The sequence below is a fragment of the Pseudomonas sp. TE12508 genome, from assembly GCF_056279485.1.
Map to the genome: position 1 here is coordinate 200,042 of NZ_JBWCCN010000002.1, position 24,767 is coordinate 224,808.

Annotated in this window: 32 protein-coding genes and 1 pseudogene; 6 read left to right on the forward strand and 27 right to left on the reverse strand. The window is 57.1% G+C overall.

Annotation, left to right across the window (positions count from 1 at the left end):
- Positions 1 to 102: 102 nt before the first annotated feature.
- The 3 genes from minE to minC all read right to left on the reverse strand — a co-directional run bounded on the left by minE (position 103) and on the right by minC (position 2,108).
- Positions 103 to 357: a cell division topological specificity factor MinE gene (gene minE, locus ACZ9IM_RS03125; protein WP_007898843.1), complete on the reverse strand. Its 255-nt coding sequence runs from the start codon at positions 355 to 357 to the stop codon at positions 103 to 105.
- A complete protein-coding gene (minD, locus tag ACZ9IM_RS03130) occupies positions 357 to 1,169 on the reverse strand; it encodes a septum site-determining protein MinD (RefSeq protein ID WP_007898841.1) in 813 nt (270 codons plus the stop codon). Before minD ends, minE begins: the two co-directional genes overlap by 1 nt.
- Positions 1,170 to 1,370: 201 nt before the next feature.
- On the reverse strand, positions 1,371 to 2,108 hold the full coding sequence (minC, locus tag ACZ9IM_RS03135; protein ID WP_476223335.1) for a septum site-determining protein MinC: 738 nt from the start codon (positions 2,106 to 2,108) through the stop codon (positions 1,371 to 1,373).
- Positions 2,109 to 2,226: 118 nt separating this feature from the next.
- Between minC and ACZ9IM_RS03140 the strand changes: the two genes are divergently transcribed.
- Positions 2,227 to 3,159: a lipid A biosynthesis lauroyl acyltransferase gene (locus tag ACZ9IM_RS03140; RefSeq protein ID WP_476223336.1), complete on the forward strand. Its 933-nt coding sequence runs from the start codon at positions 2,227 to 2,229 to the stop codon at positions 3,157 to 3,159.
- Between the two features lie 35 nt (positions 3,160 to 3,194).
- Positions 3,195 to 4,349, forward strand: coding sequence for a patatin-like phospholipase family protein (locus ACZ9IM_RS03145; RefSeq protein ID WP_427625190.1), 1,155 nt, complete (start codon positions 3,195 to 3,197; stop codon positions 4,347 to 4,349).
- A gap of 87 nt (positions 4,350 to 4,436) precedes the next feature.
- Here ACZ9IM_RS03145 and ACZ9IM_RS03150 read toward each other — a convergent pair whose 3' ends face one another.
- From ACZ9IM_RS03150 to puuE, 8 genes and pseudogenes are all read right to left on the reverse strand, one after another.
- On the reverse strand, positions 4,437 to 5,222 hold the full coding sequence (locus ACZ9IM_RS03150) for an outer membrane protein OmpK (protein ID WP_008076341.1): 786 nt from the start codon (positions 5,220 to 5,222) through the stop codon (positions 4,437 to 4,439).
- 373 nt (positions 5,223 to 5,595) lie between these two features.
- A complete protein-coding gene (locus tag ACZ9IM_RS03155; RefSeq protein WP_427625193.1) occupies positions 5,596 to 6,381 on the reverse strand; it encodes an outer membrane protein OmpK in 786 nt (261 codons plus the stop codon).
- A gap of 183 nt (positions 6,382 to 6,564) precedes the next feature.
- Positions 6,565 to 6,684: pseudogene (locus ACZ9IM_RS03160) on the reverse strand (solute carrier family 23 protein); the annotation flags it as partial.
- A 163-nt stretch (positions 6,685 to 6,847) separates the two neighbouring features.
- A complete protein-coding gene (locus tag ACZ9IM_RS03165) occupies positions 6,848 to 8,152 on the reverse strand; it encodes a urate hydroxylase PuuD (RefSeq protein ID WP_476223337.1) in 1,305 nt (434 codons plus the stop codon).
- A 50-nt stretch (positions 8,153 to 8,202) separates the two neighbouring features.
- Entirely contained in the window at positions 8,203 to 8,706 is a 504-nt protein-coding gene (locus ACZ9IM_RS03170) for an ureidoglycolate lyase (RefSeq protein WP_008005655.1), read from the reverse strand.
- Between the two features lie 153 nt (positions 8,707 to 8,859).
- Positions 8,860 to 9,855, reverse strand: a complete 996-nt coding sequence (gene alc, locus ACZ9IM_RS03175) for an allantoicase (protein ID WP_427625197.1) — start codon at positions 9,853 to 9,855, stop codon at positions 8,860 to 8,862.
- Positions 9,856 to 9,945: 90 nt separating this feature from the next.
- A complete protein-coding gene (uraD, locus tag ACZ9IM_RS03180) occupies positions 9,946 to 10,461 on the reverse strand; it encodes a 2-oxo-4-hydroxy-4-carboxy-5-ureidoimidazoline decarboxylase (RefSeq protein ID WP_476223338.1) in 516 nt (171 codons plus the stop codon).
- On the reverse strand, positions 10,458 to 11,384 hold the full coding sequence (puuE, locus tag ACZ9IM_RS03185; RefSeq protein ID WP_476223339.1) for an allantoinase PuuE: 927 nt from the start codon (positions 11,382 to 11,384) through the stop codon (positions 10,458 to 10,460). Before puuE ends, uraD begins: the two co-directional genes overlap by 4 nt.
- A gap of 435 nt (positions 11,385 to 11,819) precedes the next feature.
- Here puuE and uraH point away from each other — a divergent pair, with 435 nt between their 5' ends.
- Positions 11,820 to 12,173 (forward strand): hydroxyisourate hydrolase, encoded by a 354-nt coding sequence (gene uraH, locus ACZ9IM_RS03190; RefSeq protein ID WP_007898824.1) that lies wholly within the window; start codon positions 11,820 to 11,822, stop codon positions 12,171 to 12,173.
- A 201-nt stretch (positions 12,174 to 12,374) separates the two neighbouring features.
- Here the strand turns inward: uraH and ACZ9IM_RS03195 are convergent, their stop codons facing one another.
- From ACZ9IM_RS03195 to ACZ9IM_RS03205, 3 genes are all read right to left on the reverse strand, one after another.
- Positions 12,375 to 13,001: a LysE family translocator gene (locus ACZ9IM_RS03195; RefSeq protein WP_367372313.1), complete on the reverse strand. Its 627-nt coding sequence runs from the start codon at positions 12,999 to 13,001 to the stop codon at positions 12,375 to 12,377.
- 79 nt (positions 13,002 to 13,080) lie between these two features.
- Positions 13,081 to 14,430, reverse strand: coding sequence for an NCS2 family permease (locus ACZ9IM_RS03200; protein ID WP_123496256.1), 1,350 nt, complete (start codon positions 14,428 to 14,430; stop codon positions 13,081 to 13,083).
- A gap of 315 nt (positions 14,431 to 14,745) precedes the next feature.
- Complete coding sequence (locus ACZ9IM_RS03205; RefSeq protein WP_007898821.1) at positions 14,746 to 15,192, reverse strand: MarR family winged helix-turn-helix transcriptional regulator; 447 nt, start codon at positions 15,190 to 15,192, stop codon at positions 14,746 to 14,748.
- Between the two features lie 83 nt (positions 15,193 to 15,275).
- On the opposite strand from ACZ9IM_RS03205, the gene ACZ9IM_RS03210 reads away from it, so the two are divergent.
- Positions 15,276 to 16,442, forward strand: coding sequence for an aminotransferase-like domain-containing protein (locus tag ACZ9IM_RS03210; RefSeq protein ID WP_476223340.1), 1,167 nt, complete (start codon positions 15,276 to 15,278; stop codon positions 16,440 to 16,442).
- Positions 16,443 to 16,639: 197 nt separating this feature from the next.
- Here the strand turns inward: ACZ9IM_RS03210 and ACZ9IM_RS03215 are convergent, their stop codons facing one another.
- The 12 genes from ACZ9IM_RS03215 to ACZ9IM_RS03270 form a co-directional block, all read right to left on the reverse strand.
- Positions 16,640 to 17,011 carry a glutathione S-transferase N-terminal domain-containing protein gene (locus ACZ9IM_RS03215; RefSeq protein WP_123496262.1) on the reverse strand — a complete coding sequence of 124 codons (372 nt, stop codon included), beginning with the start codon at positions 17,009 to 17,011 and terminating at the stop codon, positions 16,640 to 16,642.
- Positions 17,012 to 17,112: 101 nt separating this feature from the next.
- The gene (gene folE / locus ACZ9IM_RS03220) at positions 17,113 to 17,658 is read right to left on the reverse strand and encodes a GTP cyclohydrolase I FolE (RefSeq protein ID WP_123496264.1); all 546 of its coding nucleotides are present in this window, start codon (positions 17,656 to 17,658) and stop codon (positions 17,113 to 17,115) included.
- 22 nt (positions 17,659 to 17,680) lie between these two features.
- Entirely contained in the window at positions 17,681 to 18,829 is a 1,149-nt protein-coding gene (locus ACZ9IM_RS03225) for a tyrosine-type recombinase/integrase (protein WP_476223442.1), read from the reverse strand.
- The gene (locus ACZ9IM_RS03230) at positions 18,730 to 19,314 is read right to left on the reverse strand and encodes a hypothetical protein (protein ID WP_476223341.1); all 585 of its coding nucleotides are present in this window, start codon (positions 19,312 to 19,314) and stop codon (positions 18,730 to 18,732) included. Before ACZ9IM_RS03230 ends, ACZ9IM_RS03225 begins: the two co-directional genes overlap by 100 nt.
- Positions 19,311 to 19,853, reverse strand: coding sequence for a phosphohydrolase (locus ACZ9IM_RS03235; RefSeq protein ID WP_476223342.1), 543 nt, complete (start codon positions 19,851 to 19,853; stop codon positions 19,311 to 19,313). Before ACZ9IM_RS03235 ends, ACZ9IM_RS03230 begins: the two co-directional genes overlap by 4 nt.
- Positions 19,850 to 20,071, reverse strand: a complete 222-nt coding sequence (locus ACZ9IM_RS03240; protein ID WP_476223343.1) for a hypothetical protein — start codon at positions 20,069 to 20,071, stop codon at positions 19,850 to 19,852. The genes ACZ9IM_RS03235 and ACZ9IM_RS03240 overlap by 4 nt, the downstream gene beginning before the upstream one ends.
- Positions 20,068 to 20,487: a hypothetical protein gene (locus ACZ9IM_RS03245; protein ID WP_476223344.1), complete on the reverse strand. Its 420-nt coding sequence runs from the start codon at positions 20,485 to 20,487 to the stop codon at positions 20,068 to 20,070. The genes ACZ9IM_RS03240 and ACZ9IM_RS03245 overlap by 4 nt, the downstream gene beginning before the upstream one ends.
- 58 nt (positions 20,488 to 20,545) lie before the next feature.
- Positions 20,546 to 20,863 (reverse strand): pyocin activator PrtN family protein, encoded by a 318-nt coding sequence (locus ACZ9IM_RS03250; protein WP_476223345.1) that lies wholly within the window; start codon positions 20,861 to 20,863, stop codon positions 20,546 to 20,548.
- Complete coding sequence (locus ACZ9IM_RS03255; RefSeq protein ID WP_476223346.1) at positions 20,856 to 20,996, reverse strand: hypothetical protein; 141 nt, start codon at positions 20,994 to 20,996, stop codon at positions 20,856 to 20,858. The genes ACZ9IM_RS03250 and ACZ9IM_RS03255 overlap by 8 nt, the downstream gene beginning before the upstream one ends.
- Before the next feature lie 25 nt (positions 20,997 to 21,021).
- Complete coding sequence (locus ACZ9IM_RS03260) at positions 21,022 to 21,306, reverse strand: phage antirepressor KilAC domain-containing protein (RefSeq protein WP_476223347.1); 285 nt, start codon at positions 21,304 to 21,306, stop codon at positions 21,022 to 21,024.
- Positions 21,307 to 21,315: 9 nt separating this feature from the next.
- Positions 21,316 to 21,906, reverse strand: a complete 591-nt coding sequence (locus tag ACZ9IM_RS03265) for a hypothetical protein (RefSeq protein WP_476223348.1) — start codon at positions 21,904 to 21,906, stop codon at positions 21,316 to 21,318.
- Positions 21,903 to 22,079: a hypothetical protein gene (locus tag ACZ9IM_RS03270; RefSeq protein ID WP_476223349.1), complete on the reverse strand. Its 177-nt coding sequence runs from the start codon at positions 22,077 to 22,079 to the stop codon at positions 21,903 to 21,905. The genes ACZ9IM_RS03265 and ACZ9IM_RS03270 overlap by 4 nt, the downstream gene beginning before the upstream one ends.
- Positions 22,080 to 22,283: 204 nt before the next feature.
- Here ACZ9IM_RS03270 and ACZ9IM_RS03275 point away from each other — a divergent pair, with 204 nt between their 5' ends.
- Positions 22,284 to 23,657 carry an SIR2 family protein gene (locus ACZ9IM_RS03275; RefSeq protein WP_476223350.1) on the forward strand — a complete coding sequence of 458 codons (1,374 nt, stop codon included), beginning with the start codon at positions 22,284 to 22,286 and terminating at the stop codon, positions 23,655 to 23,657.
- 7 nt (positions 23,658 to 23,664) lie between these two features.
- Here the strand turns inward: ACZ9IM_RS03275 and ACZ9IM_RS03280 are convergent, their stop codons facing one another.
- Positions 23,665 to 24,396 (reverse strand): LexA family protein, encoded by a 732-nt coding sequence (locus ACZ9IM_RS03280; RefSeq protein ID WP_476223443.1) that lies wholly within the window; start codon positions 24,394 to 24,396, stop codon positions 23,665 to 23,667.
- Between the two features lie 79 nt (positions 24,397 to 24,475).
- Here ACZ9IM_RS03280 and ACZ9IM_RS03285 point away from each other — a divergent pair, with 79 nt between their 5' ends.
- The gene (locus ACZ9IM_RS03285) at positions 24,476 to 24,736 is read left to right on the forward strand and encodes a hypothetical protein (RefSeq protein ID WP_476223351.1); all 261 of its coding nucleotides are present in this window, start codon (positions 24,476 to 24,478) and stop codon (positions 24,734 to 24,736) included.
- Positions 24,737 to 24,767: the final 31 nt, after the last annotated feature.

Consider the following 24,767-nt stretch of genomic DNA (forward strand, 5'->3'; position numbering starts at 1 on the left):
CTTTTGATTTTGCTTTTAAAACAAGATCAAAAGATCGCAGCCTGCGGCAGCTCCTGCAAAAGCCTGAAGGTTCTGAGCCGCCGTGGCTCCCGCCGGATCGACTCAGCGATCTGGCAGGGTGATATTGAGTTCCAGGATCGAGCAACTGCCCTGGTTTTCCAGAGCGACGTGCACGTCATCGGACCCGATATTGACGTACTTGCGGATCACTTCCACCAGTTCCTTCTGCAAGGCTGGCAGGTAATCCGGCGTACTGCGCTGGCCGCGTTCATGCGCCACGATGATCTGTAGACGCTCTTTCGCTACCGACGCGGTGCTGACCTTTTTACTGGCACGAAAGAAGTCAAAAAGGTTCATTACCTACCTCCAAAAAGTCGCTCGAAGAATCCCTTCTTCTCGACATCGAGGAAACGATGGTCCACGGTTTTACCCAGCAGGCGATCAACGGCATCGCTGTACGCCTGACCGGCGTCGCTCTGATCGTCGAGAATGACCGGCACGCCCTGGTTGGAGGCCTTGAGGACGGCTTGCGATTCCGGAATCACGCCTAGCAGGGTTACTGCGAGGATTTCCTTGACGTCTTCGACGCCGAGCATTTCACCGTTGCTCACGCGTGTCGGGTTGTAGCGGGTCAGCAACAAGTGTTCCTTGATCGGGTCTTCGCCGTTTTCGGCACGACGGGACTTGCTGGCCAGCAGGCCCAGCATGCGGTCCGAGTCACGTACGGAGGAGACTTCCGGGTTGGTCACTACAATCGCTTCATCAGCGAAGTACATGGCCAGGTGGGCGCCTTTCTCGATGCCCGCCGGAGAGTCGCAGACCACGAATTCGAAGTCTTCCTTGAGCTGCATCAGGACCTTTTCGACGCCTTCGACAGTCAGCGCGTCTTTATCGCGAGTCTGACTGGCGGCCAGTACGTAGAGGTTTTCCAGACGCTTGTCTTTGATCAGAGCCTGTTGCAGGTTGGCTTCGCCGTTTACCACGTTGACGAAGTCATACACCACGCGGCGCTCGCAACCCATGATCAGGTCGAGGTTACGCAAGCCGACGTCGAAGTCGACGATAACTGTTTTGTGACCACGCAGAGCGAGGCCGGTACCGATAGCGGCGCTGGTGGTGGTCTTACCCACACCACCCTTGCCGGATGTAACCACGAGAATCTTGGCCAAGGTGTTTTACCCCTAAGGAAAAAGGACGTTTAGCCCCTGAAAAACATCTCTTGAAAAACTACTGCAGTCGGACAGCCTTGGCTGGAATCCGGTTCTGAGCGGCGTTTACCCCCGGTAAACACTGCTTTTGGCCTTTTTCCTACTTCGTTTGAGCCGTTTTCGCTACGTTTTAGAGATGCTTGGAAAATGCGGCAGTATCCGTTAAAGCCGAATGATGTTCAACACGTCGCCCGACAGGCTGACTTGTACGCCCGCGCCCCACAATGGATCACGACGCAGATCCTCGGAAACCTTGTAGTGGCCAGCGATGGAGACCAGTTCAGCGGTCATTTGCTGACAGAAAATCCTGGCTTTCGTGTCACCTTTGACGCCGGCCAAGATACGACCGCGCATCGCGCCGTATACATGGATGTTCCCATCGGCGAGAAGTTCCGCCCCCGGGCTGACCGATGAAATCACCACCAAATCGCAACCCTGGGCATAAATCTGCTGGCCACCGCGTACGGGCGACGTGATGATTTTGGTCGGTTTAATGGCTGGTTCCGGTGGTTTTTCCGGTTTTTTCGCAACGGTGCCTTCGTGCGGGTCCAGCGGGCGCTCACGGGCGCCGGACGGCGGCAGCACCGGCAGATCGACGGCGATGGCGGCGGCAATGTCTTCAATGCGGCTGGCACGGATCGCCAGTGTGCGCAGGCCATGCTGGCGGCAGATGCGCATCAGCCCCGGCAGATCGACCGAGGCTTCGCTGGCCGGAAGTTTGTCCAGGGCCAGGACCAGCGGCGCATTGCTGAAGAAGTTTGGCGCCTGGGCGACCTTGGCGGCCAGTTGCCGATCAAGGTTCTCAAGGTCGTTACGGGCCAGTTCCAGCACCGTAATGGCAAGCATACTGCCCTTCAACTGGAACACGGGATCTTGGTCTAGCGGTTCGGTTTGGCTCATGGTCGGCATACAACGACTTGTCACTAAAAGTGCCGAGACTTATAACGAGAACGCCCGCAGGCCGCAAGCCGGGTCGAACGATGTAGAATGCGCGGCCACTGTCTTGACGGAACCTTTAATGGATCGCCCGCGTTTTCGAACAGCATTTCTTTCTCCACGTTTCTGGCCGCTGTGGTGTGGCTTGGGGCTATTGTGGCTGATTGTGCAGTTGCCATATCCGGCGTTGCTGTCGGTCGGTCGCGTCTTGGGTGCCTTGATGTATCGAGTGGCCGGCGACCGACGGCGCATTGCCAAGCGCAATCTTGAGCTGTGTTTCCCTGAAAAGTCCGCTGCCGAGCGCAAGCGTCTGCTCAAGGAAAACTTCGCCTCCACCGGCATCGCCTTCTTCGAGATGGCCATGAGCTGGTGGTGGTCGCGCAAGCGTCTGGCGAAACTGGCCCATGTCGAAGGCCTGGAGCATTTGAAGCAGGCCCAACGCGACGGCAAGGGCGTGATTCTGATGGCCGTGCATTTCACCACGCTGGAAATCGGTGCGGCACTGCTCGGTCAGCAACACACCATCGATGGCATGTACCGCGAACACAAGAATCCACTGTTCGACTACATCCAGCGTCTTGGTCGCGAGCGGCACAACCTCGACTCGCTGGCGGTGGAGCGTGACGACGTGCGCGGCATGCTCAAACTGCTGCGCTCAGGCCGAGCGATCTGGTACGCGCCGGATCAGGACTATGGCGCCAAGCAAAGTATCTTCGTGCCGCTGTTCGGGATTGAAGCGGCAACCGTCACCGCCACCAGCAAGTTCGCACGGCTGGGCAAGGCACTGGTAGTGCCATTCACTCAGCAACGCCTGGCGGACGGCAGTGGTTATCGGTTGGTGATTCATGCGCCGCTCGAGGGCTTTCCCGGTGAGACGGAAGAGGCTGACTGCATTCGGATCAACCAGTGGGTCGAAAGTGCTTTGCGCGAATGTCCGGAGCAATACCTCTGGGCACATCGCCGCTTCAAGACCCGTCCACCGGGCGAGGCGAAGCTGTACGCCAAACGCGGTTGAGTCACCGATCCCTTTAAGCACCATGGAGTGTTGCGATGAGTTCTGCTGAACCGGTTACAGGGTTGATACTTTCCGGCGGCGGGGCTCGGGCGGCTTATCAGGTGGGCGTGCTGGCGGCGATTGCCGAGCTGCTACCGGTGGGAGCGGCGAATCCGTTTCCGGTGATCGTCGGTACTTCGGCTGGCGCGATCAACGCGGTCAGCCTGGCCAGTGGGGCAATGGACTTTCGCGGCGCGATTCAGCGTCTGACTGCCTTCTGGCAAGGTTTCCGCAGTCATCTGGTATTGCGCAGCGACTGGCCGGGGGTGATCCATCAAGCCACCCGGTTTGTCAGTCACAGTCTGCTGGGGATTGGCGCTCAGGTGCCAGTGGCCCTGCTCAACAGCTCGCCGCTGCGCGGTTTACTCAACGAAAAACTGCACATGCCCGGAATTGCCGAGGCCATTGCGCAGAAGCAATTGAAGGCGGTGGCGGTCACGGCGTTTGGTTATGAGTCCGGTCAGGCCGTCACGTTTTATCAGGGCGGCGGCACCATCGAAGCCTGGTTGCGCCATCGGCGAATCGGCGTGCCGACACAATTGAGCGTCGAACATTTGCTGGCCAGTTCGGCGATTCCGTTATTGTTTGCGCCGGTGAAAATCGGCGAAGAGTATTTCGGCGATGGCGCGGTGCGTCAATCGGCACCGATCAGCCCGGCCCTGCACCTGGGTGCCAGCCGGGTACTGGTGGTGGGCGTCAGCGGCAACCCGCGCGGGGTCGACCCGCAACAGCCGCTGCAACGCGCCTACACAGGTCAGCAGCCGACCCTGGCGCAAATCGGCGGGCACATGCTCAACAGTACGTTCATTGACAGCCTGGAAAGTGATATCGAGTTGCTGCAGCGTCTGAATCAGTTCAGCCATCTGTTGCCCGACGGCGCGCCGAGTCGGGCATTGGGAGCAGCGCCGGTGGAGGTGCTGGTGATTTCGCCGAGTCAGCCGATCGATGAAATTGCGGCGCGGCATCGCCAGGAATTGCCGGCGGCCTTGCGTCTGTTTTTGCGCGGGCCGGGGGCGACCAAGACCAGCGGGGCAGGGGTATTGAGTTATCTGCTGTTCGAGGCGGGATATTGCAGTGAGTTGATCGATCTGGGGCGGCGCGATGCGTTGGCCAAGCGGGATGAGCTGTGCCGGTTTCTGGGGGTGTCATAAAGCAAAAGATCGCAGGCTGCGGCAGCTCCTACCCCGGATGCGCACGTCCGTAGGAGCTGGCGAAGCCTGCGATTTTTTGACTTTAAATCAGAAGTGGAACTTCACCAGGAAGCTCGTGTTGCTCTGATCGGTCTTGAAGTACTGGCTGTCCTTGATCCCGTACTTGTCTGACCAGTAGTCGTACTCGACACCGACGTACAACTGCTTCTCGCCGATGTTCAGGGCTTTGCCCAAGTCGTATTTGATCTGTGGGTTGAAGTGCAGGTTGGCGTGGTAGGTGCCTTTGCTGTTCTTGTCGTTATCGACTACCCAGTCCATGAAACCATCGATCAGGATATTCGAATCGCCCACGGGAATGGTGTAGGACCAGGCCGGTGTGATCTGCCAGACGTTGTCACCAGCACGGCTGCCTTCGGTGTGACGCTGGTAGAAGTTCAGCTGGAAGTAGTCGAACCCGGGAATCGCCAGGTCGAAACCCGGACCGATCAGGTAGGACTCGGTATCGCCCTCACCGAACTCGTACGTCATGGCCAGCAGCACGTCTTTGATTGGGCCGAACGCCAGTTTCTGGTCGAAGATCTTGCCAAACGACAAGCGTGGGCTGATTTCGCCGTAATAGGTGTTCGAGCCGACGCCGCTGTCTTCCTTGCCGTTGTAGAAAATCTTGTCGACGAACACGAAGTTGTCCCCGTATTTCCAGGCATCGGCGTGCTCGAAGGTGACGGTTTGCTGAATGCGCGGGTTGACCTGGAAGTCCTTGCCATAGAGGTAGGTCAGGCTGTTGTTCTGCCATTGCAGCAAGTCGCCGGCCATTGCCTGGCCCCCGGCCAGCAAGGATCCCGCGAGCATCAGGCTGGTGCACGTACGTTTCATTCGGTTGCTCCCAAAAAGTAGGTGGTTCCACGTTATTTTTCTAAGGTCGGCGCTCTGGTGTGGCGCCTTTTCTTTGCTGTAAAAACAATCCAGTCGGTCAGCTTTAGTGCTGTTAGCAAGAGCTGAGCCAAGGCTTTCAAAAAGTAAAAAAACGCCCGCTCGGCTGTTCGAAAACAGTCGATTGAGCGTCAATTCGAGAAGCCTTGGTACTGTCCAGAGCCGGGATAAGTTGGCTTTCTGGTCAGGAATTAAATCCGCGCTTTTTTTTAGAGCGGATTCGGGCGGGCGCGGAGAATACTGACTCCTTGGCCAGGTCTCAAGTGCCCCGCAACAGAGCACCGGTGACAGGTATCGGGCACGGTTGCGGGCCATCTTAAAAGTGCACCTTTACCAGCAGGCTGGCGGTGTTTTGGTCAGTGTCAAAGTTGGCGCTGTTTTTGATTCCGTACTTGTTTTTCCAATAGCTGTATTCGGTGCCGACGTAGACCCGTTTCTCGCCCCAGCCCAACGCCTTGCCCAGGTCGTACTTGATCTGCGGATTGATGTGCAAGTTGGCGTGGTAAGTGCCGCGTGCGTTGCGATCGTTGTCCACCACCCAGTCCAGATAGCCATCGATCAACAGGTTCGAATTGCCTAGCGCAACGCTGTAGGACCAAGTGGGAGTGATCTGCCAGACACCATCACCGGGGCGTGGGCCTTCGGTCTGGCGACGATAGAAGTTCAAGGTGAAGTAGTTGAAACCCGGTACTGCCAGATCGAAACCCGGGCCGATCAGATACGCTTCGCTGTCGCCTTCGCCATACTCGTAAGTCATGGCCAGCAATACGTCCTTGATCGGGCCAAACTCGAAACGACGGTCGAGTATCTTGCCAAAGGACAGGCGCGGACTGAATTCGCCATAGAAGGCGTGGGGGCCTTTATTGCGGTCTTCTTCGCCGTTGTAGAAGATCTTGTCGATGAACAGGAAGTTATCGCCGTACTTCCATTTGTCGGCGTGCTCGAACGTCACCGTCTGCTGGATCGACGGGTTGATCACGAAATTCTTGCCGTACAGGTAGCTCAGGCTATTGGTTTGCCACAGCAGTAAATCGCTGGCCATGGCCTGGCTCGCGGCCAACAGGCCAGAGCCCAGCAGCACGCTGGTTTTTGTCCGAGTCATCTGTTGCTCCCTTTTGTTTTTATTGTTTGAGGCACAGGTAGCCACCCCTGTGGGAGCGAGCCTGTTCGCGATGGCGTTGGTTCAGTCAACACTGATGTTGAATGTCATACCGTCATCGCGAGCAGGCTCGCTCCCACAGTGGGTGTGTCTTTTAGTGGGTCAGTGCGGGTGGGCGTGGCAGCCGGCTTCCTGAAGAATCTTGATCCCGGTGGCGGCGACCATGCCGAACATCGCAATCGCCGTACCGCCCAGTACCGCAGGAATCGACGCCACCAGTAGCGCCGCTTTCGGCAGTTGCAAGAGGGGTAAACGCTGAATGGCGGGTGCGTCGGGGATACGGGCTTCGGATAGCTCGGACATGCAACACCTCGGATCTTTTTTATTCTTGTGATTTGTGTATCGGGTGGACCTGTGACGAGGGGCTTGCTGTGGCCACAAAAGCCCCCTCGCCACAACGGTGTGTTGCTTATGGGGTTTGAGCTCCCTGAACAATCCACGCACCGATCAGGTCGCGCTCTTGCTGGGTCATCTGGGTGATGTTGCCCAATGGCATAATCTGGCTGGCGACAGCCTGGGCCTGGATGCGCGGGGCCTGAAGCTTGATCTGCTCGGGGGTATCGAACATCACGCCCGCCGGCGCCGCGCTGAACAGCGGGCTGGTGGGTTTCGCCGAATGGCAGACCGTGCAGCGTTCCTGGATCACGTCGTGCACCTTGTCGAAGGCAGGACCGGCATTGGATGCCTGGGCGGGTGCAGTTTCAGGGGCTGCCGTCGGTGCAGCTTCAGCCGGTTTCTTGCCGCCGCCGAGGGCTGTTTCCGGCAGCGGCTGATACTCGATGGCCCCAGGCGCCTTGGCCACTTCAGGTGCGCTGGACATTGGCGCCGGCCCGGTCACGTAGGCCAGGCAGATCATGCCGACCGCCGCAGCGGGCAGGGTCCAGGCGAATTTGTGGCTGTCGTGACGGGTGTTGAAGTAGTGACGCACCAACACCGCCAGCACTGCGATCCCGGCCAGGATCAGCCAGTTGTATTGGCTGCCGTAAGTGCTCGGGAAGTGGTTGCTGATCATGATGAACAGCACCGGCAAGGTGAAGTAGTTGTTGTGTCGCGAACGCAGCAAGCCTTTGGCCGGCAGCGCCGGATCGGGCGTGCGGTTCTCGGCAATCGCCGCCACCAATGCGCGCTGCGCCGGCATGATGATGCGGAACACGTTGCCGACCATGATGGTGCCGATGATCGCGCCGACGTGCAGGTACGCACCACGACCGCTGAACACTTTGCTGAAGCCGTAAGCGGCGCCAATGATCAGCACGAACAGGATGAAACCGAGCAGGGCAGGGCGTTTGCCCAGGGCCGAGTCGCAGAGGAAGGAGTAGATGAACCAGCCGACGAACAGCGAGCCTATGCCCAGCAGAACACCTTCAGGGCCGGTCAGGCTGCTGCCCGGAGCGAGCAGGTACAGCGTCGGGTTGGAGTAGAACACCACGCACAGCAGCGCGACCCCCGACAACCAGGTGAAGTAGGCTTCCCATTTGAACCAGTGCAGGTTGTCCGGCATGGTCGGTGGAGCCAGTTTGTATTTTTCCAGGTGGTAGATACCGCCGCCATGGATCGCCCACAAATCGCCCGCCAGCCCGTTTTTCGGGTTGACCCGATTGAGGTTGTTCTCCAGCCAGACGAAATAGAACGACGCGCCGATCCAGGCCACGCCAGTGATCATGTGAACCCAGCGCACGCTCAGGTTCAGCCATTCCAACAGATGTGCTTCCACAGTCTTTACCTCTCGCCTGTCACTCTGTTGTCGAGTGATCAGACCTTCTCTTATTGGTGGGGGGCGAGGATCAAACGCTCATCCTCTTTGAAAAAATGCTCATCGCAGTTATTGCCTGTGCCACTGCGATCAACCACCAGGAAGTCATCCCGCTTTTCGATCGTCAGCACCGGATGGTGCCAAACGCCGCGATGGTAATTAATGCCCTGCCTGCCGTTGGTGACGAAGGCGCGGACCAAGCCTGATACAGGTTCATCGCCAAGTGGCGCGACCACGATCAGAAAGGGGTTGCCGAGCAGCGGAATGAAAGCCTGGCTGCCCAGCGGATGACGCTCCAGCATGCAGACGGTCAGCGGCATGTCCTGCGCGTCGGCGCGGAAGATGCTGATGATCGCGTTGTCCTCTGGCGTGGCGGTTTCTACCGTCGCCAGTTTGTGAAAGCGCATGGTCGAACCGTTGTTGATCATGAAGTGATCACTGCCGTCGGTTTCGATCACGTCACCGAAAGGGGCGAAGGCTTCTTTGGTCAGCGGTTCAATCGTCAATGTGCGCATGCTGGTCTTCTTTTCCGAATTCTGTGTTGTTTGTTGATCGTTCCCACGCTCTGCGTGGGAATGCAGCCCGTGACGCTCCGCGTCACATCCAAAGCGGACGCAGAGCGTCCATTGATGCATTCCCACGCGGAGCGTGGGAACGATCATTACGGCTTACTTAGCGACCTTGCCCAAAACGCGCAGGCGGCTCACACCACCATCCGGGAACACGTTCAGGCGGATGTGGGTGATCGGGCCCAGTGCCTTGATCTGCTCGGCGAAGGTATGTTCGGCGTGCATTTCCAGCTTCTGGCTTGGCAGCAGTTCGCGCCAGAACAGCGATTGGGTTTCGATCTGGCTGTCGGTGCCGCCTTTCACGAATGCACCCTGGATCGAACAGGTGTCCGGGTAGTTGCCTTTGAAGTGCAGGGTGTCGACGATGACTTTCTCGATCTCGCCCGCATGACCCAGCGCGACGATCACCCAGTCATTGCCCGGCGTGCGACGACGTGCGGTTTCCCAGCCATCGCCCATGTTGATGCCACGACCCGGGTTGAGGATGTTACTCATGCGGCCGAAGTGTTCATCGGAGCAGGCCAGTGCACGGCCACCGTTCAGGGCTGCGGCCAGGTCGACCTGTTCGTTGTCGCCCACAGCCGACCAGTCGCGGTAAGGAATGCCGTACACACGCAGACGAGCCACGCCGCCATCCGGGTAGATGTTGAAGCGCAGGTGGCTGAACGCCTGGTCGTTGTTGATTTCGTGGTAGTGGTGGCTGTTGCCTTGCAGCTCGACGGCCGACAGCACTTCAGTCCACTGGGTGTTTTCGTCCGGCTCGCCCGAGGCCAGGAAGCAGGCTTCCAGGGAAGCCGATGGCGGGTAGTTGCCGGTGAAGAATGAAGTGTCGATGTCCACGCCCTTGATCGAGCCCGGTACGCCCAGGCGGATCACCGCGCTGTCGTAGCCTTCGAAGCGCTTGCGGCGCGACTCCCAGCCGTCCATCCACTTGCCGTTGTCATCGAACACGCCCTCCTTCCACACGGCCGGGGTCGGTTGGAACAGACGGTTGGCGTCGGCGAACCAGTCATCGGTGACCGAGATGATTTTGGTGCCCAGGCGGGCGTCGGCCAGGTTGACGAACTTCTCGAAAGGTACGGCGTAAGCTTTCATTCTTCTTGTCTGCCTTTAATAAGTTGGCTTGGGATGCTTGCAGGGCCCTGGGTGTTTTCGGCGTTCATGAATCCACTCGGGCCAGGCTTGCTATAGGGTCAGTAATCGGAACAGGGCGATCTTGTTGATCTGCGCCAGCGCGCATTTGAATTCGGTGTCGACCGAGTTGTGGATGCGCGTTTCGAACGCTGCGAGGATCTGATGCCGGTTGCTGCCTTTTACCGCCATGATGAAGGGAAACTTGAACTTGGCTTTGTAGGCGTCGTTCAGCTCGGTGAAGCGCTGGAACTCTTCGGCCGTGCATTGGTGAATACCCGCGCCAGACTGTTCTTCAGTGCTGGCAGCGGTAAGCTGGCCCTGGACGGCGGCTTTGCCGGCCAGGTCCGGGTGAGCGTTGATCAGGGCCAGTTGGCTTGTGTGATCAGCGCTCAACAAGATGTCGCTCATGCGCTGGTGCAGGGTTTCGATCTCGTCGATCGAAGGGTCCTGGCCCAGGTCGAAGGCCTTCTCGGCCACCCATGGCGAGTGTTCGTAGATGTCGGCGAAGGCGGCGACAAACGCGTCGCGGCTCAGGGTCGATGGCTTCAGGGTTTGGAAGTGGCTCATTTCGCAGCCCCTTGATACGGGTGCGTTGCGTGCCAGTGGCGAGCGATGTCGACGCGGCGGCTGAACCACACCTGTTCATGACTTTTAGCGTATTCGATAAAGCGTTTGAGCGAGGCCAGACGTGCCGGACGGCCAATCAGCCGGCAGTGCAGGCCGATCGACAACATCTTCGGCGCTTCGGCGCCTTCGGCATACAGCACATCGAATGCGTCTTTGAGGTATTCAAAGAAATCGTCGCCCTTGTTGAAACCCTGGACCTGGGTGAAGCGCATGTCGTTGGTGTCCAGCGTGTACGGAATCACCAGGTGCGGCTTGCCGGTCGGGTTGTTCGGTTCCCAGTAGGGCAGGTCGTCGTCGTAGGTGTCGCAGTCGTAGAGGAAACCGCCTTCTTCCATCACCAGCCGACGGGTGTTCGGGCCGGTGCGGCCGGTGTACCAGCCCAGTGGGCGCTCGCCGGTGATTTCGGTGAGGATGCGGATCGCTTCGAGCATGTGCTCGCGTTCCTGCTCTTCGTCCATGTACTGGTAGTCGATCCAGCGGTAGCCGTGACTGCAGATTTCATGGCCAGCATCGACCATGGCGCGGATCACGTCCGGGTGGCGCTGGGCGGCCATGGCCACGGCGAAGATGGTCAGCGGAGTGTCGAATTCCTTGAACAGTTTCAGAATCCGCCAGACGCCGGCACGGCTGCCATACTCGTAAAGGGATTCCATGCTCATGTTGCGCTCGCCTTGCAGCGGCTGCGCCGAGACCATTTCCGAGAGGAACGCTTCGGACTCTTTATCGCCGTGCAGGATATTGCGCTCGCCACCTTCCTCGTAGTTGAGCACGAAGGACAGCGCGATGCGGGCATTGCCCGGCCAGTGTGGGTGAGGAGGGTTACTGCCGTAACCGATCAGGTCGCGTGGATAGTCAGCGCTCACTGCAGTCTTCCTTCTTGTTCGTGTCGACTTGTTCAAAGTCAGGGTGTGTGTGGCGGCCTGGCGATGAGAGGGCAGGCTGGCGTCACAGCGATGGAGTGATTGTATACAACTTTATATTCACTTTGTAAGCCTGTTTTTTTGCATTTTTCATAGGCTATCCACTTTGAAGGGTACTGCAAGAAACCTGCCTGACTGGTCAGCTAATGGATAGGAGGTCCTCTGATCTCATGGTTCGGCGCAAGATTCGCTGACAAACCCTGAATGGAGGTGGCAGCGGTAAAAATGTCGTTTTTATTGTGTACAATTTTTATGAAAAGTGTCTTAATCAGTCGCTCGCCGCAGCTTTTCGTGCTCCGAAACGGTGCGGTCTCCTTTTCAACTGACTTCGGGAGGCGCGAGGTCTGACTGCTCCACGCAGGCAGGCGCGCAGAATCAATGGGACGTTTGACTACACACGTTTTGGACGCTGCACACGGTTGCCCGGGCAGTTCGATCAAGGTCGAGTTGTACCGCGTTGAAGGTTCGCAGCTGGAATTGGTCGCCACTGCGCTCACCAACAGCGATGGCCGTGTCGATTCGCCGCTGCTGCAAGGTGATGACTATCGGTCCGGGGTCTATCAGCTTCAGTTTCATGCGGGTGATTACTACCGCGCTCGTGGGGTTCAGCTGCCTGAGCCTGCGTTCCTGGATGTGGTGGTGCTGCGTTTCGGCATCTCTGCGGAACAGGATCACTACCACGTGCCGTTGTTGATTTCGCCGTATAGCTATTCCACGTACCGAGGCAGTTGATCCCCCAAGCAGCTGCCTCCTCCGAGAAGCGACTGCGCATATAGCTTCTTTGGTCTTTCGCCCGCTCACACTGCGGGCTTTTTTTGCCCTTGAAAAAGTAGGTGTCTGGTCTGGCGCCATCGCGGGCAAGCCCGCTCCCACAGGTTCTGTGAACGCCGCAGTTCACTGTGGGAGCGGGCTTGCCCGCGATGCTTTTGTTCTTTAGCGGCTCAACAACGACGCCGCACCAGCCCCGCTGAACAACCCGGCACTGACCCGGTTAAACCAGCTCTGGCCCTTGCCACTGCGCAGATACCGCGCCGCGCCATGAGCACCCAGCCCATAAGCCAGCTTGCACAGCAGATCCAGCACGGTCCAGGTGGCAATCATCACCAGCAATTGCGGCAGGAACGGTTGCTCAGCACTCAAAAACTGCGGCAGGAAAGCGGCAAAGAACAAAATGTCTTTCGGATTGCTCGCGCCGAGCATGAACGCGCGCCCGAACAGTGCACGAAAGCGCGGCACCGGCGCAGCCTGGGGCACTTCGGCGCCTTGGGATGGCTGACGCGATTGCTGCCAGCTCTGCCAGGCGAGATAGAACAGGTACAACGCACCGACGATTTTCAGGGCGCTGAACAGCTGTTCCGACGCCAGCAACAATGCGCCCAAGCCAAGCGCCGAAGCACTGAGCAGGCAGATCGACGCAATCACGCCTCCCAGAAACGCCGGGTAAGAGCGGCGCAAACCGTAATTCAGACTGTTGCTGATCATCAGCAACGACAGTGGTCCCGGGATCAGGATCACCACCAGCGCAGCGCCGCTGAACAGCAGCCAGGTTTCCAGACTCATCACTTTCCTCCCTATATGCAAAAGCCTCACCCGACGGGGTGAGGCTGTTTTGAAACACTGTTTTTGAAACGTAGACGGCTTACAAGAAAATGAACTTGGCGATGAAGATCGCGCAGAGCACCCACAAACTGACGGAAATTTCCTTGTGTTTACCGGTGAAAGCCTTCAGCACCACGTAAGTGATAAAGCCCAGCGCGATACCGTCGGCGACCGAGAAGGTCAGCGGCATCATGATCGCGGTAACGATCGCCGGAATGCTGTCGGTGGCTTCGTCCCATTCGATATGCGCCATGCCGCCCATCATCAGCATCGCCACATAAATCAGCGCACCGGCGGTTGCATAAGCGGGGATCATGCCAGCCAGCGGTGCGAAAAACATCGCGGCAATAAATAGCACACCTACGGTCACGGCGGTAAGACCAGTCCGACCACCAGCGGCTACACCAGCGGCACTTTCCACGTAGCTGGTGACCGGCGGAACACCGACCACCGCACCAAATACGCTGGAAGCACTGTCGGCTTTCATGGCGCGGGAAAGGTTTTCGATCCGGCCGTCAGCGTTCACCAGGTTGGCGCGCTGGGCGACGCCCATCAGGGTGCCGGCGGTGTCGAACATGTGCACGAAGAGGAAAGCGAGTACCACGCTGATCATGCTGACGTTGAATACGCCGGCGACATTCATGGCCATCCAGGTCGGTGCCAGGCTCGGCGGCGCTGACATAATCCCTTCGTAGTGCACCAGGCCCAGGCCCCAACCAGCCAGGGTCACGGTGATGATGCTGATGAGGATCGCGCCGAACACTTTGTGGTAGCTGAGCACGGCGATCATCAGGAAGCAGATGGCCGCCAGCAGCGGACCAGGTTCGCGCAGGGAACCAAGCTTGATCAGAGTGGCCGGGCTATCGACAACGATGCCCGCGGTTTTCAAACCGATCAGCCCCAGAAACAGACCCACACCGGCGCCCATGGCAAAGCGCAAACTCACTGGAATGCTGTTGAGCAGCCATTCGCGAATCCGGGAAAAGGTCAGGAACATGAACAACACACCGGAGACGAACACCGCACCGAGGGCGGTTTCCCAGTTGTAGCCCATGGTGCCGACCACGGTGTAAGTGAAGAACGCGTTCAGGCCCATGCCTGGTGCCAGGCCGACCGGCCAGTTGGCGTACAGGCCCATCAGCAGGCAACCCAGCGCGGCGGCGATGCAGGTGGCGACGAACGCCGCGCCGTGATCGATGCCGGCATCGGCCATGATGTTCGGGTTGACGAAGATGATGTAAGCCATGGTGATGAAGGTTGTCAGACCGGCGATCAGCTCGGTCTTCACCGTGGTGCCGTGCAAGCTGAGTTTGAAGATGCGCTCCAGCCAGCCATTGCGTAATGGCGGCGAGAGTTCCAGCGTCGGGGCTTCGGATTTGCGGCTTTCCACAGCGAGTACTCCTCAAGAGTTTTATTGTTATTTCCAGGGCCGGACCCATGAGGGTGGCAGCGACCCTTTGAGGTACTTGCGAATTTGTTGATCTGATGGTCAGGAACTCGCACGAAGCGAATTATGCTTTTGTATACAAATAAAGCAAATAATGTTTTTGATTTTGTAGACGAAAAGTTTGTTGATCGGGATATATCGGCTATAGACGATCGTTCCCACGCTCTGCGTGGGAATGCCGCCATGGACGCTCTGCGTCCGCCGTTGATGTGACGCAGAGCGTCACGGGATGCATTCCCACGCAGAGCGTGGGAACGATCAGCTTGGAAAGACCTGGGCTTTACCCAGCGCGAGATTCACCGCCAACCACCCATTCACCGCCGTCTCCCCAGCTTCGGCAAACACCCGCTCGAGCAATTTCACCTGCTCGCGCCGCAACGACTGCTCGAACCGCGCGCCTTCTGCAGTCAGTTCCAGCAACCGCTTACGCTTGTCGGTCTCGGACGCGACGCTGTTCACCAAATGCATTTCCACCAACTGACGCAGCGGAATGTTCAGCGCCTGTTTGCTCACGCCGAGCAACGCCAGCAACTCCTTGACGCTGAGGGCAGGGTAGCGGGCAATGAAAAACACGATGCGTTGGTGCACCCGGCTCAAGCCGCGACGCTCGAGCATTTCGTCGGCCTTGGCGGTGAATGCCTGGTAACCGAAGAAAAACGCTTCCATGGCTTGTTGCTGAGTGCTGGGGTTTTTAAGGTCAAGCATATTGACGTATCCGCTCGGTCTGTCGTAATTTCGGTCAACCAGTTTGACTCATTTTCCTCAGGCCTCGCTACCGGTGACCCCCCATGGCTTTTTCCGAACGTGTCTCGCGCCTTAAAAGTTCTTTGATCCGTGAAATCCTCGCCGCCGCCCAGCGTCCGGAAGTGATGTCGTTCGCCGGCGGCTTGCCGGCCGAAGCCATGTTGCCGAAAGTCGAGTGGGCGGATATGCCGCTGTCCATGGGGCAGTACGGCATGAGCGAAGGCGAGCCAGCACTGCGTGAGGCGCTGGCGGCCGAAGCCCGAGCGTTGGGCGTACCGTGCGAGGCGAGTCAGGTATTGGTGGTCAGCGGTTCTCAGCAAACCCTCGATCTGGCGGCCAAGCTCTACATCGACAAAGGCACCGAGATTCTGCTTGAAGCGCCGACTTACCTGGCGGCGTTGCAGATTTTTCAGCTGTTTGGCGCCGACTGCATCACCGTCCCATTGGAAGCCGATGGCCCGAACCTGGCACAACTGCGTAATAGTCTGGAAAAACACAAGCCAGCGTTCATCTACCTGATTCCGACGTTTCAGAACCCGTCGGCAGTGCGCTACAGCGAGGCTAAGCGCGATGCAGTGGCGGCGTTGCTCGACGAGTTCGGCGTAACCCTGATCGAAGACGAACCCTACCGCGAACTGACCTTCGACGGCGGCAGTGCCACGCCGATCGTCAGCCGCTTGAACAAAGCCAGCTGGATCTACACCGGCACCGTGTCGAAAACCCTGTTGCCGGGCTTGCGGGTCGGTTACCTGATCGCCAGCCCGGACCTGTTTGCGCACTTGCTGCGGCTCAAGCAATCGGCCGATCTGCACACCAACCGCATCGGGCAGTGGCAAGCGCTGCAATGGATCGGCACTGAGAAATACCAACAGCATCTGGGTGAGTTGCGTGATTTCTATCGGGTTCGTCGGGATGCGTTTCAGTCGGCATTGGAGACGCACTTTTGCGATCTGGCGCAGTGGAACGTGCCGCAGGGCGGGTTGTTTTTCTGGCTGACACTCAAGCAGCCGCTGGATACGCGCACGCTGCTCAAGGCTGCGCTGGCGGCGGATGTGGCGTTTATGCCGGGCGAGCCATTTTTTCCTGAGCCGGACAAGAACCCCGGTCATCTGCGGCTGAATTTCAGCCACATCGACCCGGCGCGGCTGGACGAAGGGCTCAAGCGATTGGCGACGGTGGTGCGCGAGGCCCAGGCGGCAGAAGCGGCTTGAGGGGAGGGTAGAAACGAATAAACCGGCGCAAGGGCCGGTTTATTTTTGTCTGAAATTTGCAGTGATTGTGCCGGCCTCTTCGCGAGCAAGCCCGCTCCCACACTGAATCGGTGTTGAACACAAATCCCATCAAACCACAAAACCAATGTGGGAGCGGGCTTGCTCGCGAAGGCGTCAGTCAGAGCACGACAAAACTATCAGACTGCAGCAAACCGCTTATCCAGATAATCAATGATCACCTTGGACTCATACATCCAGGTGGTCTGGCCATTCTCTTCGATGCGCAGGCACGGCACCTTGATCTTGCCACCTTGCTCCAGCAGAGCCTGGCGATCCTGTTCGTTGTTCTTGGCATCGCGCAACGCCACCGGTACGTTCAGGCGACGCAAGGTGCGACGGGTTTTTACGCAGAACGGGCAAGCGTGGAACTGATACAGGGTCAGGTCCTTGGCGGCCGTGTTGACCTGAGCCTGAGCTTCGGCAGGGCGCTGTTTTTTGCCCGGACGGGTGATGAAGTCGATGAAGATGATCAGTTGGCCAAGGCCGACACGAAGCGCTTTAACGAACACGGTATAAGCCTCACAGGGGCAAACAGAAGGCGCGCAGCTTACCTGATTTTCGCAGGCGAAAAAAAACCGGCGATGAGTGCCGGTTTTCTTCGTGCTGCGAGTTACTTGATCAGGCTGAGAAACTCGCTGCGGGTGGCCGCGTTTTCGCGGAACTCGCCGAGCATCACCGAGGTGATCATCGTCGAATTCTGTTTCTCCACACCGCGCATCATCATGCACATGTGCTTGGCCTCGATCACCACCGCAACGCCCAGGGCGCCGGTGACTTGCTGGACCGCATCAGCGATCTGGCGACTGAGGTTTTCCTGGATCTGCAGGCGGCGAGCGTACATATCGACGATCCGCGCGACTTTCGACAGCCCCAGGACCTTGCCGCTCGGGATGTAGGCAACATGGGCCTTGCCGATGAACGGCAGCATGTGGTGCTCGCACAACGAGTAGAGCTCGATGTCCTTGACCAGCACCATCTCGCTGTTGTCGGAGCTGAACAAGGCACCGTTGGTGACCTCTTCCAGTGTCTGTTCATAACCGCGGCAAAGGTACTGCATGGCTTTGGCGGCACGTTTTGGCGTGTCGAGCAGGCCCTCGCGGGAGGCGTCCTCGCCCAATTGGCCGAGAATCTCGGTGTAATTCTGTTCCAGTGTCACAGAGGCTGATTCCATAAGGGTTTCAGAGGGGTACTGTTTCAGTCTGTACCAATTTTGTACCAATCCAGCTGTTTTCGAGCTTCCCGAGTTCACCCCAGTCGGTGCTGGAGTTTATCCATCGGGCGTAGGTCGATAGCAGCATCTGAACGCTATGACCGAGCTGAGTGGCAATAAATGCAGGGTTCATCCCCGCCATGAGGCACATGGTAGCGTATGTGTGCCGGCAGTTGTATTGCCGGCGGGCGCGAAGCTTCAAATCGGTCAGCGCCGCCTGGAAGTGTTTGTCGGTCACGCTAGCCTGCTGAATGAACTCGAAGTTCTTGGTTGGCGGGAACACAAACGGCGACTCCGCCTGCTTGCGGCGGCTCTGCTGCGTGCGTTGCTTGGCCACGCGCTCGGCTTCTTCTATAGCGTGCAAAGCGCGACTGTTGAGCATGACCTGCCGGGTATTGCGGGTTTTGGTGCGCTCTTCAATCTTGTAGTCCGCGACGATCCGACACACGTTCACCAGGCGCTTCTCCTGGTCGATCTCTTCCCAGCGCAGCGCCGCCATTTCACTCGGGCGCATGCCGGTATAGAAGGCGAACTCGAAGTACGCCGCGTAAATGCGCATCGAATGGGTCAGGGTCTTATACAGGTGATCAATAATCGCGTCGGCCTCGTCCACCGTGAAGGGGTCAATCGCCTTCTTGGTTTTCGCCGGCAGCTCGATGGACTCGACCGGGTTGCGATTGATCAGCCCATCCTTTACTGCGGTGCCGAACACCATGACCAGTCGCTGAATGGCCGAGCGCCTTACACCCGGCGTTTTCCACTCGGTGTTGCCGACGATCTTTCGCAACATCACCGAGTTGATGCTATCGATGGGCAGCAGAGCCAGGTAGGGCATCCAGTATAAATTGAGGGATGTGCGGTAGTTTTTGCGAGTGCCTTCCACGACCTCTCGGCTGTTGAGCCATTCCTGGGCGTACTCCCCGAATCGGGGAGTCGCTGAGTAGGTGGCATAGGTGGAGTTAGGAAAGAGTTCGGTATAGCGCTGATCGTCGAGAACGCCATGCTTGATCAGGCTGGTTACGTTAGCGCGTAGATCGGCGGCAGCTTTAATCCCCTTCGGCGTTTGGGGATAGGGGAGGGTCTCGCAACGGCGTTGCCCATTCCAGGTGAAGCGAATGCGGACGGACTGTCCAACAAATTCAACTCCGGTGGGCAATCCCATTGACTCTCGAGCCATGCCTCGTATCTCCTGATGCTGTAGTAAATGCGGCTGTCTATGGTGTTCCAGACGCCTTTGGGGATGACCCCTCTGGCTCGCTTGCCTTGCAATGCTCGGCGGGTCGTGCCGACCAGCTCGGCCATCTTGTCTTCCGGAATCTTGTCGACCTGGTAGGTCTGATGCAGCGGATCTGCTGCAGAGTCGAATTGCGTATACCCCACGACAGGCTGCGCGGGCGGGCGGTTCTGAGCGATCAGCGTCGCATTGGGTGTGGCTGCCCGGCGCAGCGTTTGGTGGGGTATAAGCACCTCGGTGGTGGCGCAAGGAAAAGCAGTAATGCCTGCTGCTGCGCAGCAGAGACTCTTTGTTTTTTGTGCGTCGACGCCATTAGCGTGGCGGAGCAAAGCGGTCGATGTTTGGGTTGTGTGCCGGTCCATCTTCATGCCGCTTTCCTCCGGTGTTCGATAGCGAGTTGGTCCATCAGGCGCTGGTGAAACGTGAGCCGTGCTTCGATGGCGGACCATGGGCGGATGGGTTCGGCCATGGGGTCGATGCCGATCAGGCAATCCCAGATGGCCGGGTCGGTGGGCATGAGGTCGCGGCGTTCGGTGGCGAGTGCGATCAGATCTGCTTGGCGAACAGAGGTCGGCAGGTCCTGGTCCAGGTCGAAGCGGGTGCAGATGCGGTCCCAGATCCAGTTCTCGACATCCTGGTAGGCGTGCATCCATTGTTTCAGCGGCTGCACCATGTCGCCGATGTAGGCTTCGGTCGCGTCGTGCAGAAGTGCAGCCAGCTTGTCTTCGTCAGGCACCAGGTCGGCGACCATGCAGCAATGCTGTGCCACGCTGTAGAACTCGCGGGTGTGGCCGTTGAAGCGGCACAGATGCGCCAGTGAATGGGCGATATCCCGTGGGTCAATTAGGTCTGCATCAGGCTCATACAAATCAAAGTGCTTGCCGGTATAGGTCAGAATCTGGCTCATGCGGCCTCCTTGACCAGATCGGCCAGCAGCAGTGCGTGCTTGGTGTCCTTGTGCAACTGACGCATCGCGTCGTACCCGATTAACGCGGCCAACTGACGGTCGAACTCTTTGCGGAAGCGCGTCACTTCAAGCAACTCGGTGGTGGCTTTGGTGCATTGCTGTTGCAGCTCGCCGGCAGCATGCGGGGTCAGGCGTAGCATTGGGATGAGACGCTTCATGCTGCGTTCTCCTGAGCTGCAGGCTCCAACAGGGCGGCCATGATCAGGGCTTGCTCGCGAAGGGCGAGTGACTCGCGTTCGAGCTTTTTACCGGTGCGGAATGCGCTGAATGTCTCGGCGGCAATCCTCAGTTTTTCGGCAATATCCAGCAGGACCTGGCGGTCAAGTTCGCCGAGTTTGGATGCGGCCAATGCGCGTGTGTAGTGGTCCCAAAGCTGTTGGTGGTGCTGATGGGCTTGATCAAGTCGCAGGTTCAGCTCGTGGAGTTTCTCGGTGCTGTCTGCCCGCTCGATGCTCTGGCCTTCTGCGATGCCGGCGGCTAAGCCGTCGCTACGGCCCATCTTGTAGCCAAACCAGAATAGAAGGCCGACGGTGATGATGAATCCGATCAGTGCGTAGATTTGAATCTCGGTCATGTGGTGTGCTCCTGGTGTTGTCTTAGGCTGGTGGTGGCAGCCATTTGGGTTGCTGGTTTTATTCGGTTGGTTCGTCCTGCGGCCGCAGCATTTCTTCATCCGCCTTGTAGGCGCGGATATCGATCAGTGAGGCGACATGCCGGATATGGGCGTACTTCGGCGCCTTGCGGCTGGTGTCCAGCGTGGTGATGGGTAGCTGGATCCGGCCGCTGTTGATCTCCGCCACAAACGATTGTTCGTTGAGATTGCGGAAGTACTGCTCGCGCACTTTTTCCAGCGGGATCAGCACGTCGCCGAAAGTGCGGTAGAGCAGTTCTACGGTGGCCGACTCTGGTGCGGGCAGCAGTCGGAGTGGTGTTTGACCTACATTAGTCATTGGCTTGCGCAGCCTCCTTGCGTTGTGTTCTTGCCGGATGGATCCAGGCATTCAAGCAGTGGCGTTTGGTCAACTCGCGCAGATGCTCCGGCACTTCGAGGAGCGCGGCGTTGCGCTCCTCGCGTGTGCGCATGGCGACAATCTGGCGGGCGTACTCCCTAGGCCATGTCACGGCTGTCTACCGGGATTTCGGGTAGGTTCAGCCTCAGTTGCTCGGCCAGCCAGCGGATGCCGGGCTGCTTGATTCGGGTTGACTGGCTGTACTGCATGCCGAGCTGGTCGTGGTACCAGTTGCTTTCCTTGATCCGCAGGTATTCGCGATCACGGGTCGGATAGGTGGGCAGGTTCCGTTCATTGAGCAGACCCTTTCCCCGCATGAGGCTGATTAGTTTGGACCGGGTCAGGCCCAGGTGTTTTGCGGCTTGAGCAAGTGTGCGTTCCATGGCACCTCCTCAGGCTGCATGCGCGGCAGGAGTCGCCACGGCAGCCAGGTGGTTAATGGACTCGACTACTTTTTCGTAGATCTCGACGTCAGTACCGCAGACGGTGAAGCACTTCGTGCGCGGGCGCTTCACGCCGATGCTCATGATCGTGGTGACGCCGGTGCGAGTTTGGGTGCGATGGATGGAGACATGGAGGGGGAGCTCGAACCCCATGTCGAGACTCAGTACGCCGCCGGTACTCACCAGCTCGAACACTCGCTGCTTGTTCTCGACATCAAACCGAGCGTATTGGCGGCTTACGTGCGGGAGGTTCAGCAAATCAGCTGTGTTACTGGGATCGAATGGGCCGTTGACGATCTCTTCGATAAAGTCGGCCAGCTTGAGGTGCATCTTTTTTTCGTTCTTCAAGGTCAGCGTGTGGCGCTCGCTGCCCAGTTCAACGGTGAAAAGAGTGTCAGATGTGTTGCGTTCGACTTTCAGGCGAAACGCCAGGGCCTCGCGCTTGGGTGTCGATCGTACAACGTGGTTGAAGGTCTCGGTCAGATTGACCTGGGCGTTGAGCAGCTGCAGGGTGCGGTTGTCCAGCTTGTATTTGCTCATGCTGCATACCCTCCGCCATTCGGATCGAACGGAGCGGGTATGGTGCGGGCTTTCTGCTTTGGTTTGGTGGTGACAAACGTGCAGCCGCATTCGCGGGCCAAGCGACGAATCTCGAAGATGCGGAAGGGGTCAGCAGTGGCTGGATGAACGTGCAGGGTGGCTGTGGTGTGCATGGTGTTGCCTCGCTCTGTGGTGGAAGAGTGAGGCAAATATCAACCACTGGTTGATCTGTGTCAACAACCATTGGTTGTCAATTTTTTGATGATCCGGTTGTTCGTGTCATAGGTAGACAGTCTGATGGCATTTCAGTAGCGTGGACCTAAGTTCATTTCGCCGCAAGCTGATGAAACATATGTTTCCAATCCCAAGGAGGGATAATGCGTCCACTACAAGAACAACCAGAGCGGGAGGAGGTTTTAGAGTATCTAGCCGCATCTAGCGCCTATGGCAATTTATGTTTATTTATCGGAGCTGGATTTTCGAAGGAGCTGGTGGGTGAAGAAGCACTTTCATGGGGGACATTATTGCAGGTGGCCGCCGCAGAAATGGGGGTGGAATTCGATTTTTCTCACGGCGCTTTGGCGGGTATAGGATATCCTGAAGTTGCCTCGTTACTATGTCAACAACATTCTCGCGAAAATGATTTGTTGTTTAGCCGGTCATTGGCTGATCTTAAGATAGAAGTAGCGGAACTAACTTCTTGGTATCCGAGTGAAGAGAAAAAGGCATTTTATTCGACGAGGCTTTCGGATATTTCACCATCGTGGATAGTTACTACTAATTACGATTTGGTTCTGGAAAGTTTATTGCCTGTAACTTCTATGACAATTGGTCCAAATGAGCCGCTAGTATTTCCAAAAGGAAGGATACCTGTTTATCACTTGCATGGTGTTAGAACCGATCCTGAAGGTATAGTTATCGCGCGTGAAGACTATACGGCATTGTTTCGACCTAACGAGTATCGACAGATAAAACTTGCCTTAACTCTTAAGGAATCCACTACTTTGCTTTTGGGTTACGGGTTAGGAGATGATAATGTTTTAACTGCCTATGATTGGTCCCAGCATGTATTCAGTTTTCAGGGGGGCGATTATCCACACGGTGTTGTGCAGGTTGTGCGGGCTCGGGAGCCAAATTTCGGGCCGTATAGGGCAAGTAATGGTGTTTTAGTTTTAGAGGTGAGTAGCCTCGAAGATTTTTTTAACGAGTTCATGCCTAAAATTGAGGCGAGAAGAGAGCAGGACGCTAGTGAGCATGCGAATCTGGCAGCTCTGGAGCGTTACATCAATACAAGTACTGATCAAGCTATTGAATTGTTTTTGGATGACGAAGGACGCAGGAACGAAATTCTGACTCTGTTGCGTGAGAACCACTCACATTTAATTCACTGCTTTATTCCATTTTTCGAAAGTTGCGTCGATGAGGCTTTTAGGCGGTCGGGTGCTGCAGGGCAGTTTCAAGGATACTCGGAATGTTTGACAGTTATTCTAGATGTCTTGATGGCCTACAATAATAGGACTGTACCACCTGCATTGTTCCAAAAAATTGCTCATGCCTTCAATCGTCTTGCACCACGTATTGGTCCGAATCTAGGGCAGTCCCACGAATCAAATAGGCAATGGATTCGTAGGAGGAGGGAGTTGCCACATAGGCAGCTAAGAGAGTTGGAGATTTATTCTAGGCGCAAGCATTGGTTTGTTGTCTTAGAGTTGTTGGATGAAGTTGATTTTAGAGAGCGACGAGCTTATTAGTTTTAAGTTATTCGGGTAGGAAGGCTCCTACCACCTTTCCACATATATGTGTTTCTTCCGTAATTTCTATAATTGGATATTGCGGATTAATTGGCCTCAAAAACTGGCGGCCTGCATCCTCTACCAGAATTTTGAATGTTGCTTCATTGGTGCGTGGAACCCTTGCTATAACTCGATCCCCTGTCCTGGTTTCTACATCAGGATCTACAAAAATAATACAGCCTGTAGGATAGCTTCGGCCCGGTCCAGGATTTGTCATCGAATCGCCAAGTACCTTAAGTGCGTAGCCATGCGCGCTGATTGGAACCGGGCAGGATAGCCACGAATCAGAGTCATACTCCTCGAAATTCGAAATAGCCTCGCACCAGGATCCAGCTTGCACCCAAGAAATCAGCGGGACCTTACCAAATTGCTGGTTGATTTCGCTTACGTTGCTCTCCTCGTTGCCGACCAGTTGGCGCACGTTGCTTTCACCAGTCTGCTGCTTTGGTAACACTCCGTACTCAAGCCATTCCCGTCTTATCTTCAGCCAAGAACAAAGCGCAGCCATGCTGTCTGCTTCGGCCATAGCTTCGCCGTTCAGCCATTTGCTGACAGCTTGTGTAGTTTTATCAACCCCCAAGCTTTTCAACTGACGATGTATGTCCACGCCACGCCCCCGACTGCGTACGCCGGCATCGTCGAGAGCTTCGTGTAGTCGCGTGCTGAAAGCAGCACGTAATTTGTTTTTATCAACCATGGGTTGAGAGTGCCACGGAGCTTGCGCAATAGTCAGTTGATGTTTAATATCAACTACGAGTTGATTAATGGAGGTTGCCATGTTGGACCCCGAAGATTTCCCGAACGCCATTGCGTTCGCATTTGAAGCAGTAGGCGGCATCGGGGCCGCCGCGAAGGTTTGCGACAGGAGTTATCAGGCGTTGAACAAGTGGCGTCTGGCAGCCAGCCTGCCTCGAACTGACTACACCGGTGAAACCAAATACGCAGTTCTTTTGGCGACAGCTGCAAAGCAGAAGGGCAACTCGTTTGAGTCCGCTTGGTTGCTGAATGCATCTGCACCGCAGAAAGCTGCTGCATAGTCAGAAAGAAGGCGACCCAAGGGCCGCCCAG

What these genes read in the sequence shown, in the direction of transcription:
- ACZ9IM_RS03235 (WP_476223342.1), bottom strand. Translation starts at nt 19,853, where the DNA reads ATGAGCCAGATTCTGACCTATACCGGCAAGCACTTTGATTTGTATGAG.
- ACZ9IM_RS03245 (WP_476223344.1), bottom strand. Translation starts at nt 20,487, where the DNA reads ATGACCGAGATTCAAATCTACGCACTGATCGGATTCATCATCACCGTC.
- minC (WP_476223335.1), bottom strand. Translation starts at nt 2,108, where the DNA reads ATGAGCCAAACCGAACCGCTAGACCAAGATCCCGTGTTCCAGTTGAAG.
- ACZ9IM_RS03240 (WP_476223343.1), bottom strand. Translation starts at nt 20,071, where the DNA reads ATGAAGCGTCTCATCCCAATGCTACGCCTGACCCCGCATGCTGCCGGC.
- ACZ9IM_RS03270 (WP_476223349.1), bottom strand. Translation starts at nt 22,079, where the DNA reads ATGCACACCACAGCCACCCTGCACGTTCATCCAGCCACTGCTGACCCC.
- ACZ9IM_RS03285 (WP_476223351.1), top strand. Translation starts at nt 24,476, where the DNA reads ATGTTGGACCCCGAAGATTTCCCGAACGCCATTGCGTTCGCATTTGAA.
- alc (WP_427625197.1), bottom strand. Translation starts at nt 9,855, where the DNA reads ATGAAAGCTTACGCCGTACCTTTCGAGAAGTTCGTCAACCTGGCCGAC.
- ACZ9IM_RS03230 (WP_476223341.1), bottom strand. Translation starts at nt 19,314, where the DNA reads ATGAAGATGGACCGGCACACAACCCAAACATCGACCGCTTTGCTCCGC.
- ACZ9IM_RS03280 (WP_476223443.1), bottom strand. Translation starts at nt 24,396, where the DNA reads ATGGTTGATAAAAACAAATTACGTGCTGCTTTCAGCACGCGACTACAC.
- ACZ9IM_RS03140 (WP_476223336.1), top strand. Translation starts at nt 2,227, where the DNA reads ATGGATCGCCCGCGTTTTCGAACAGCATTTCTTTCTCCACGTTTCTGG.
- ACZ9IM_RS03195 (WP_367372313.1), bottom strand. Translation starts at nt 13,001, where the DNA reads ATGAGTCTGGAAACCTGGCTGCTGTTCAGCGGCGCTGCGCTGGTGGTG.
- ACZ9IM_RS03150 (WP_008076341.1), bottom strand. Translation starts at nt 5,222, where the DNA reads ATGAAACGTACGTGCACCAGCCTGATGCTCGCGGGATCCTTGCTGGCC.
- ACZ9IM_RS03260 (WP_476223347.1), bottom strand. Translation starts at nt 21,306, where the DNA reads ATGGAACGCACACTTGCTCAAGCCGCAAAACACCTGGGCCTGACCCGG.
- ACZ9IM_RS03210 (WP_476223340.1), top strand. Translation starts at nt 15,276, where the DNA reads ATGGCTTTTTCCGAACGTGTCTCGCGCCTTAAAAGTTCTTTGATCCGT.
- ACZ9IM_RS03145 (WP_427625190.1), top strand. Translation starts at nt 3,195, where the DNA reads ATGAGTTCTGCTGAACCGGTTACAGGGTTGATACTTTCCGGCGGCGGG.
- ACZ9IM_RS03255 (WP_476223346.1), bottom strand. Translation starts at nt 20,996, where the DNA reads ATGCGCACACGCGAGGAGCGCAACGCCGCGCTCCTCGAAGTGCCGGAG.
- uraH (WP_007898824.1), top strand. Translation starts at nt 11,820, where the DNA reads ATGGGACGTTTGACTACACACGTTTTGGACGCTGCACACGGTTGCCCG.
- uraD (WP_476223338.1), bottom strand. Translation starts at nt 10,461, where the DNA reads ATGAGCCACTTCCAAACCCTGAAGCCATCGACCCTGAGCCGCGACGCG.
- ACZ9IM_RS03205 (WP_007898821.1), bottom strand. Translation starts at nt 15,192, where the DNA reads ATGCTTGACCTTAAAAACCCCAGCACTCAGCAACAAGCCATGGAAGCG.
- ACZ9IM_RS03170 (WP_008005655.1), bottom strand. Translation starts at nt 8,706, where the DNA reads ATGCGCACATTGACGATTGAACCGCTGACCAAAGAAGCCTTCGCCCCT.
- minE (WP_007898843.1), bottom strand. Translation starts at nt 357, where the DNA reads ATGAACCTTTTTGACTTCTTTCGTGCCAGTAAAAAGGTCAGCACCGCG.
- ACZ9IM_RS03250 (WP_476223345.1), bottom strand. Translation starts at nt 20,863, where the DNA reads ATGACTAATGTAGGTCAAACACCACTCCGACTGCTGCCCGCACCAGAG.
- ACZ9IM_RS03155 (WP_427625193.1), bottom strand. Translation starts at nt 6,381, where the DNA reads ATGACTCGGACAAAAACCAGCGTGCTGCTGGGCTCTGGCCTGTTGGCC.
- ACZ9IM_RS03275 (WP_476223350.1), top strand. Translation starts at nt 22,284, where the DNA reads ATGCGTCCACTACAAGAACAACCAGAGCGGGAGGAGGTTTTAGAGTAT.
- ACZ9IM_RS03265 (WP_476223348.1), bottom strand. Translation starts at nt 21,906, where the DNA reads ATGAGCAAATACAAGCTGGACAACCGCACCCTGCAGCTGCTCAACGCC.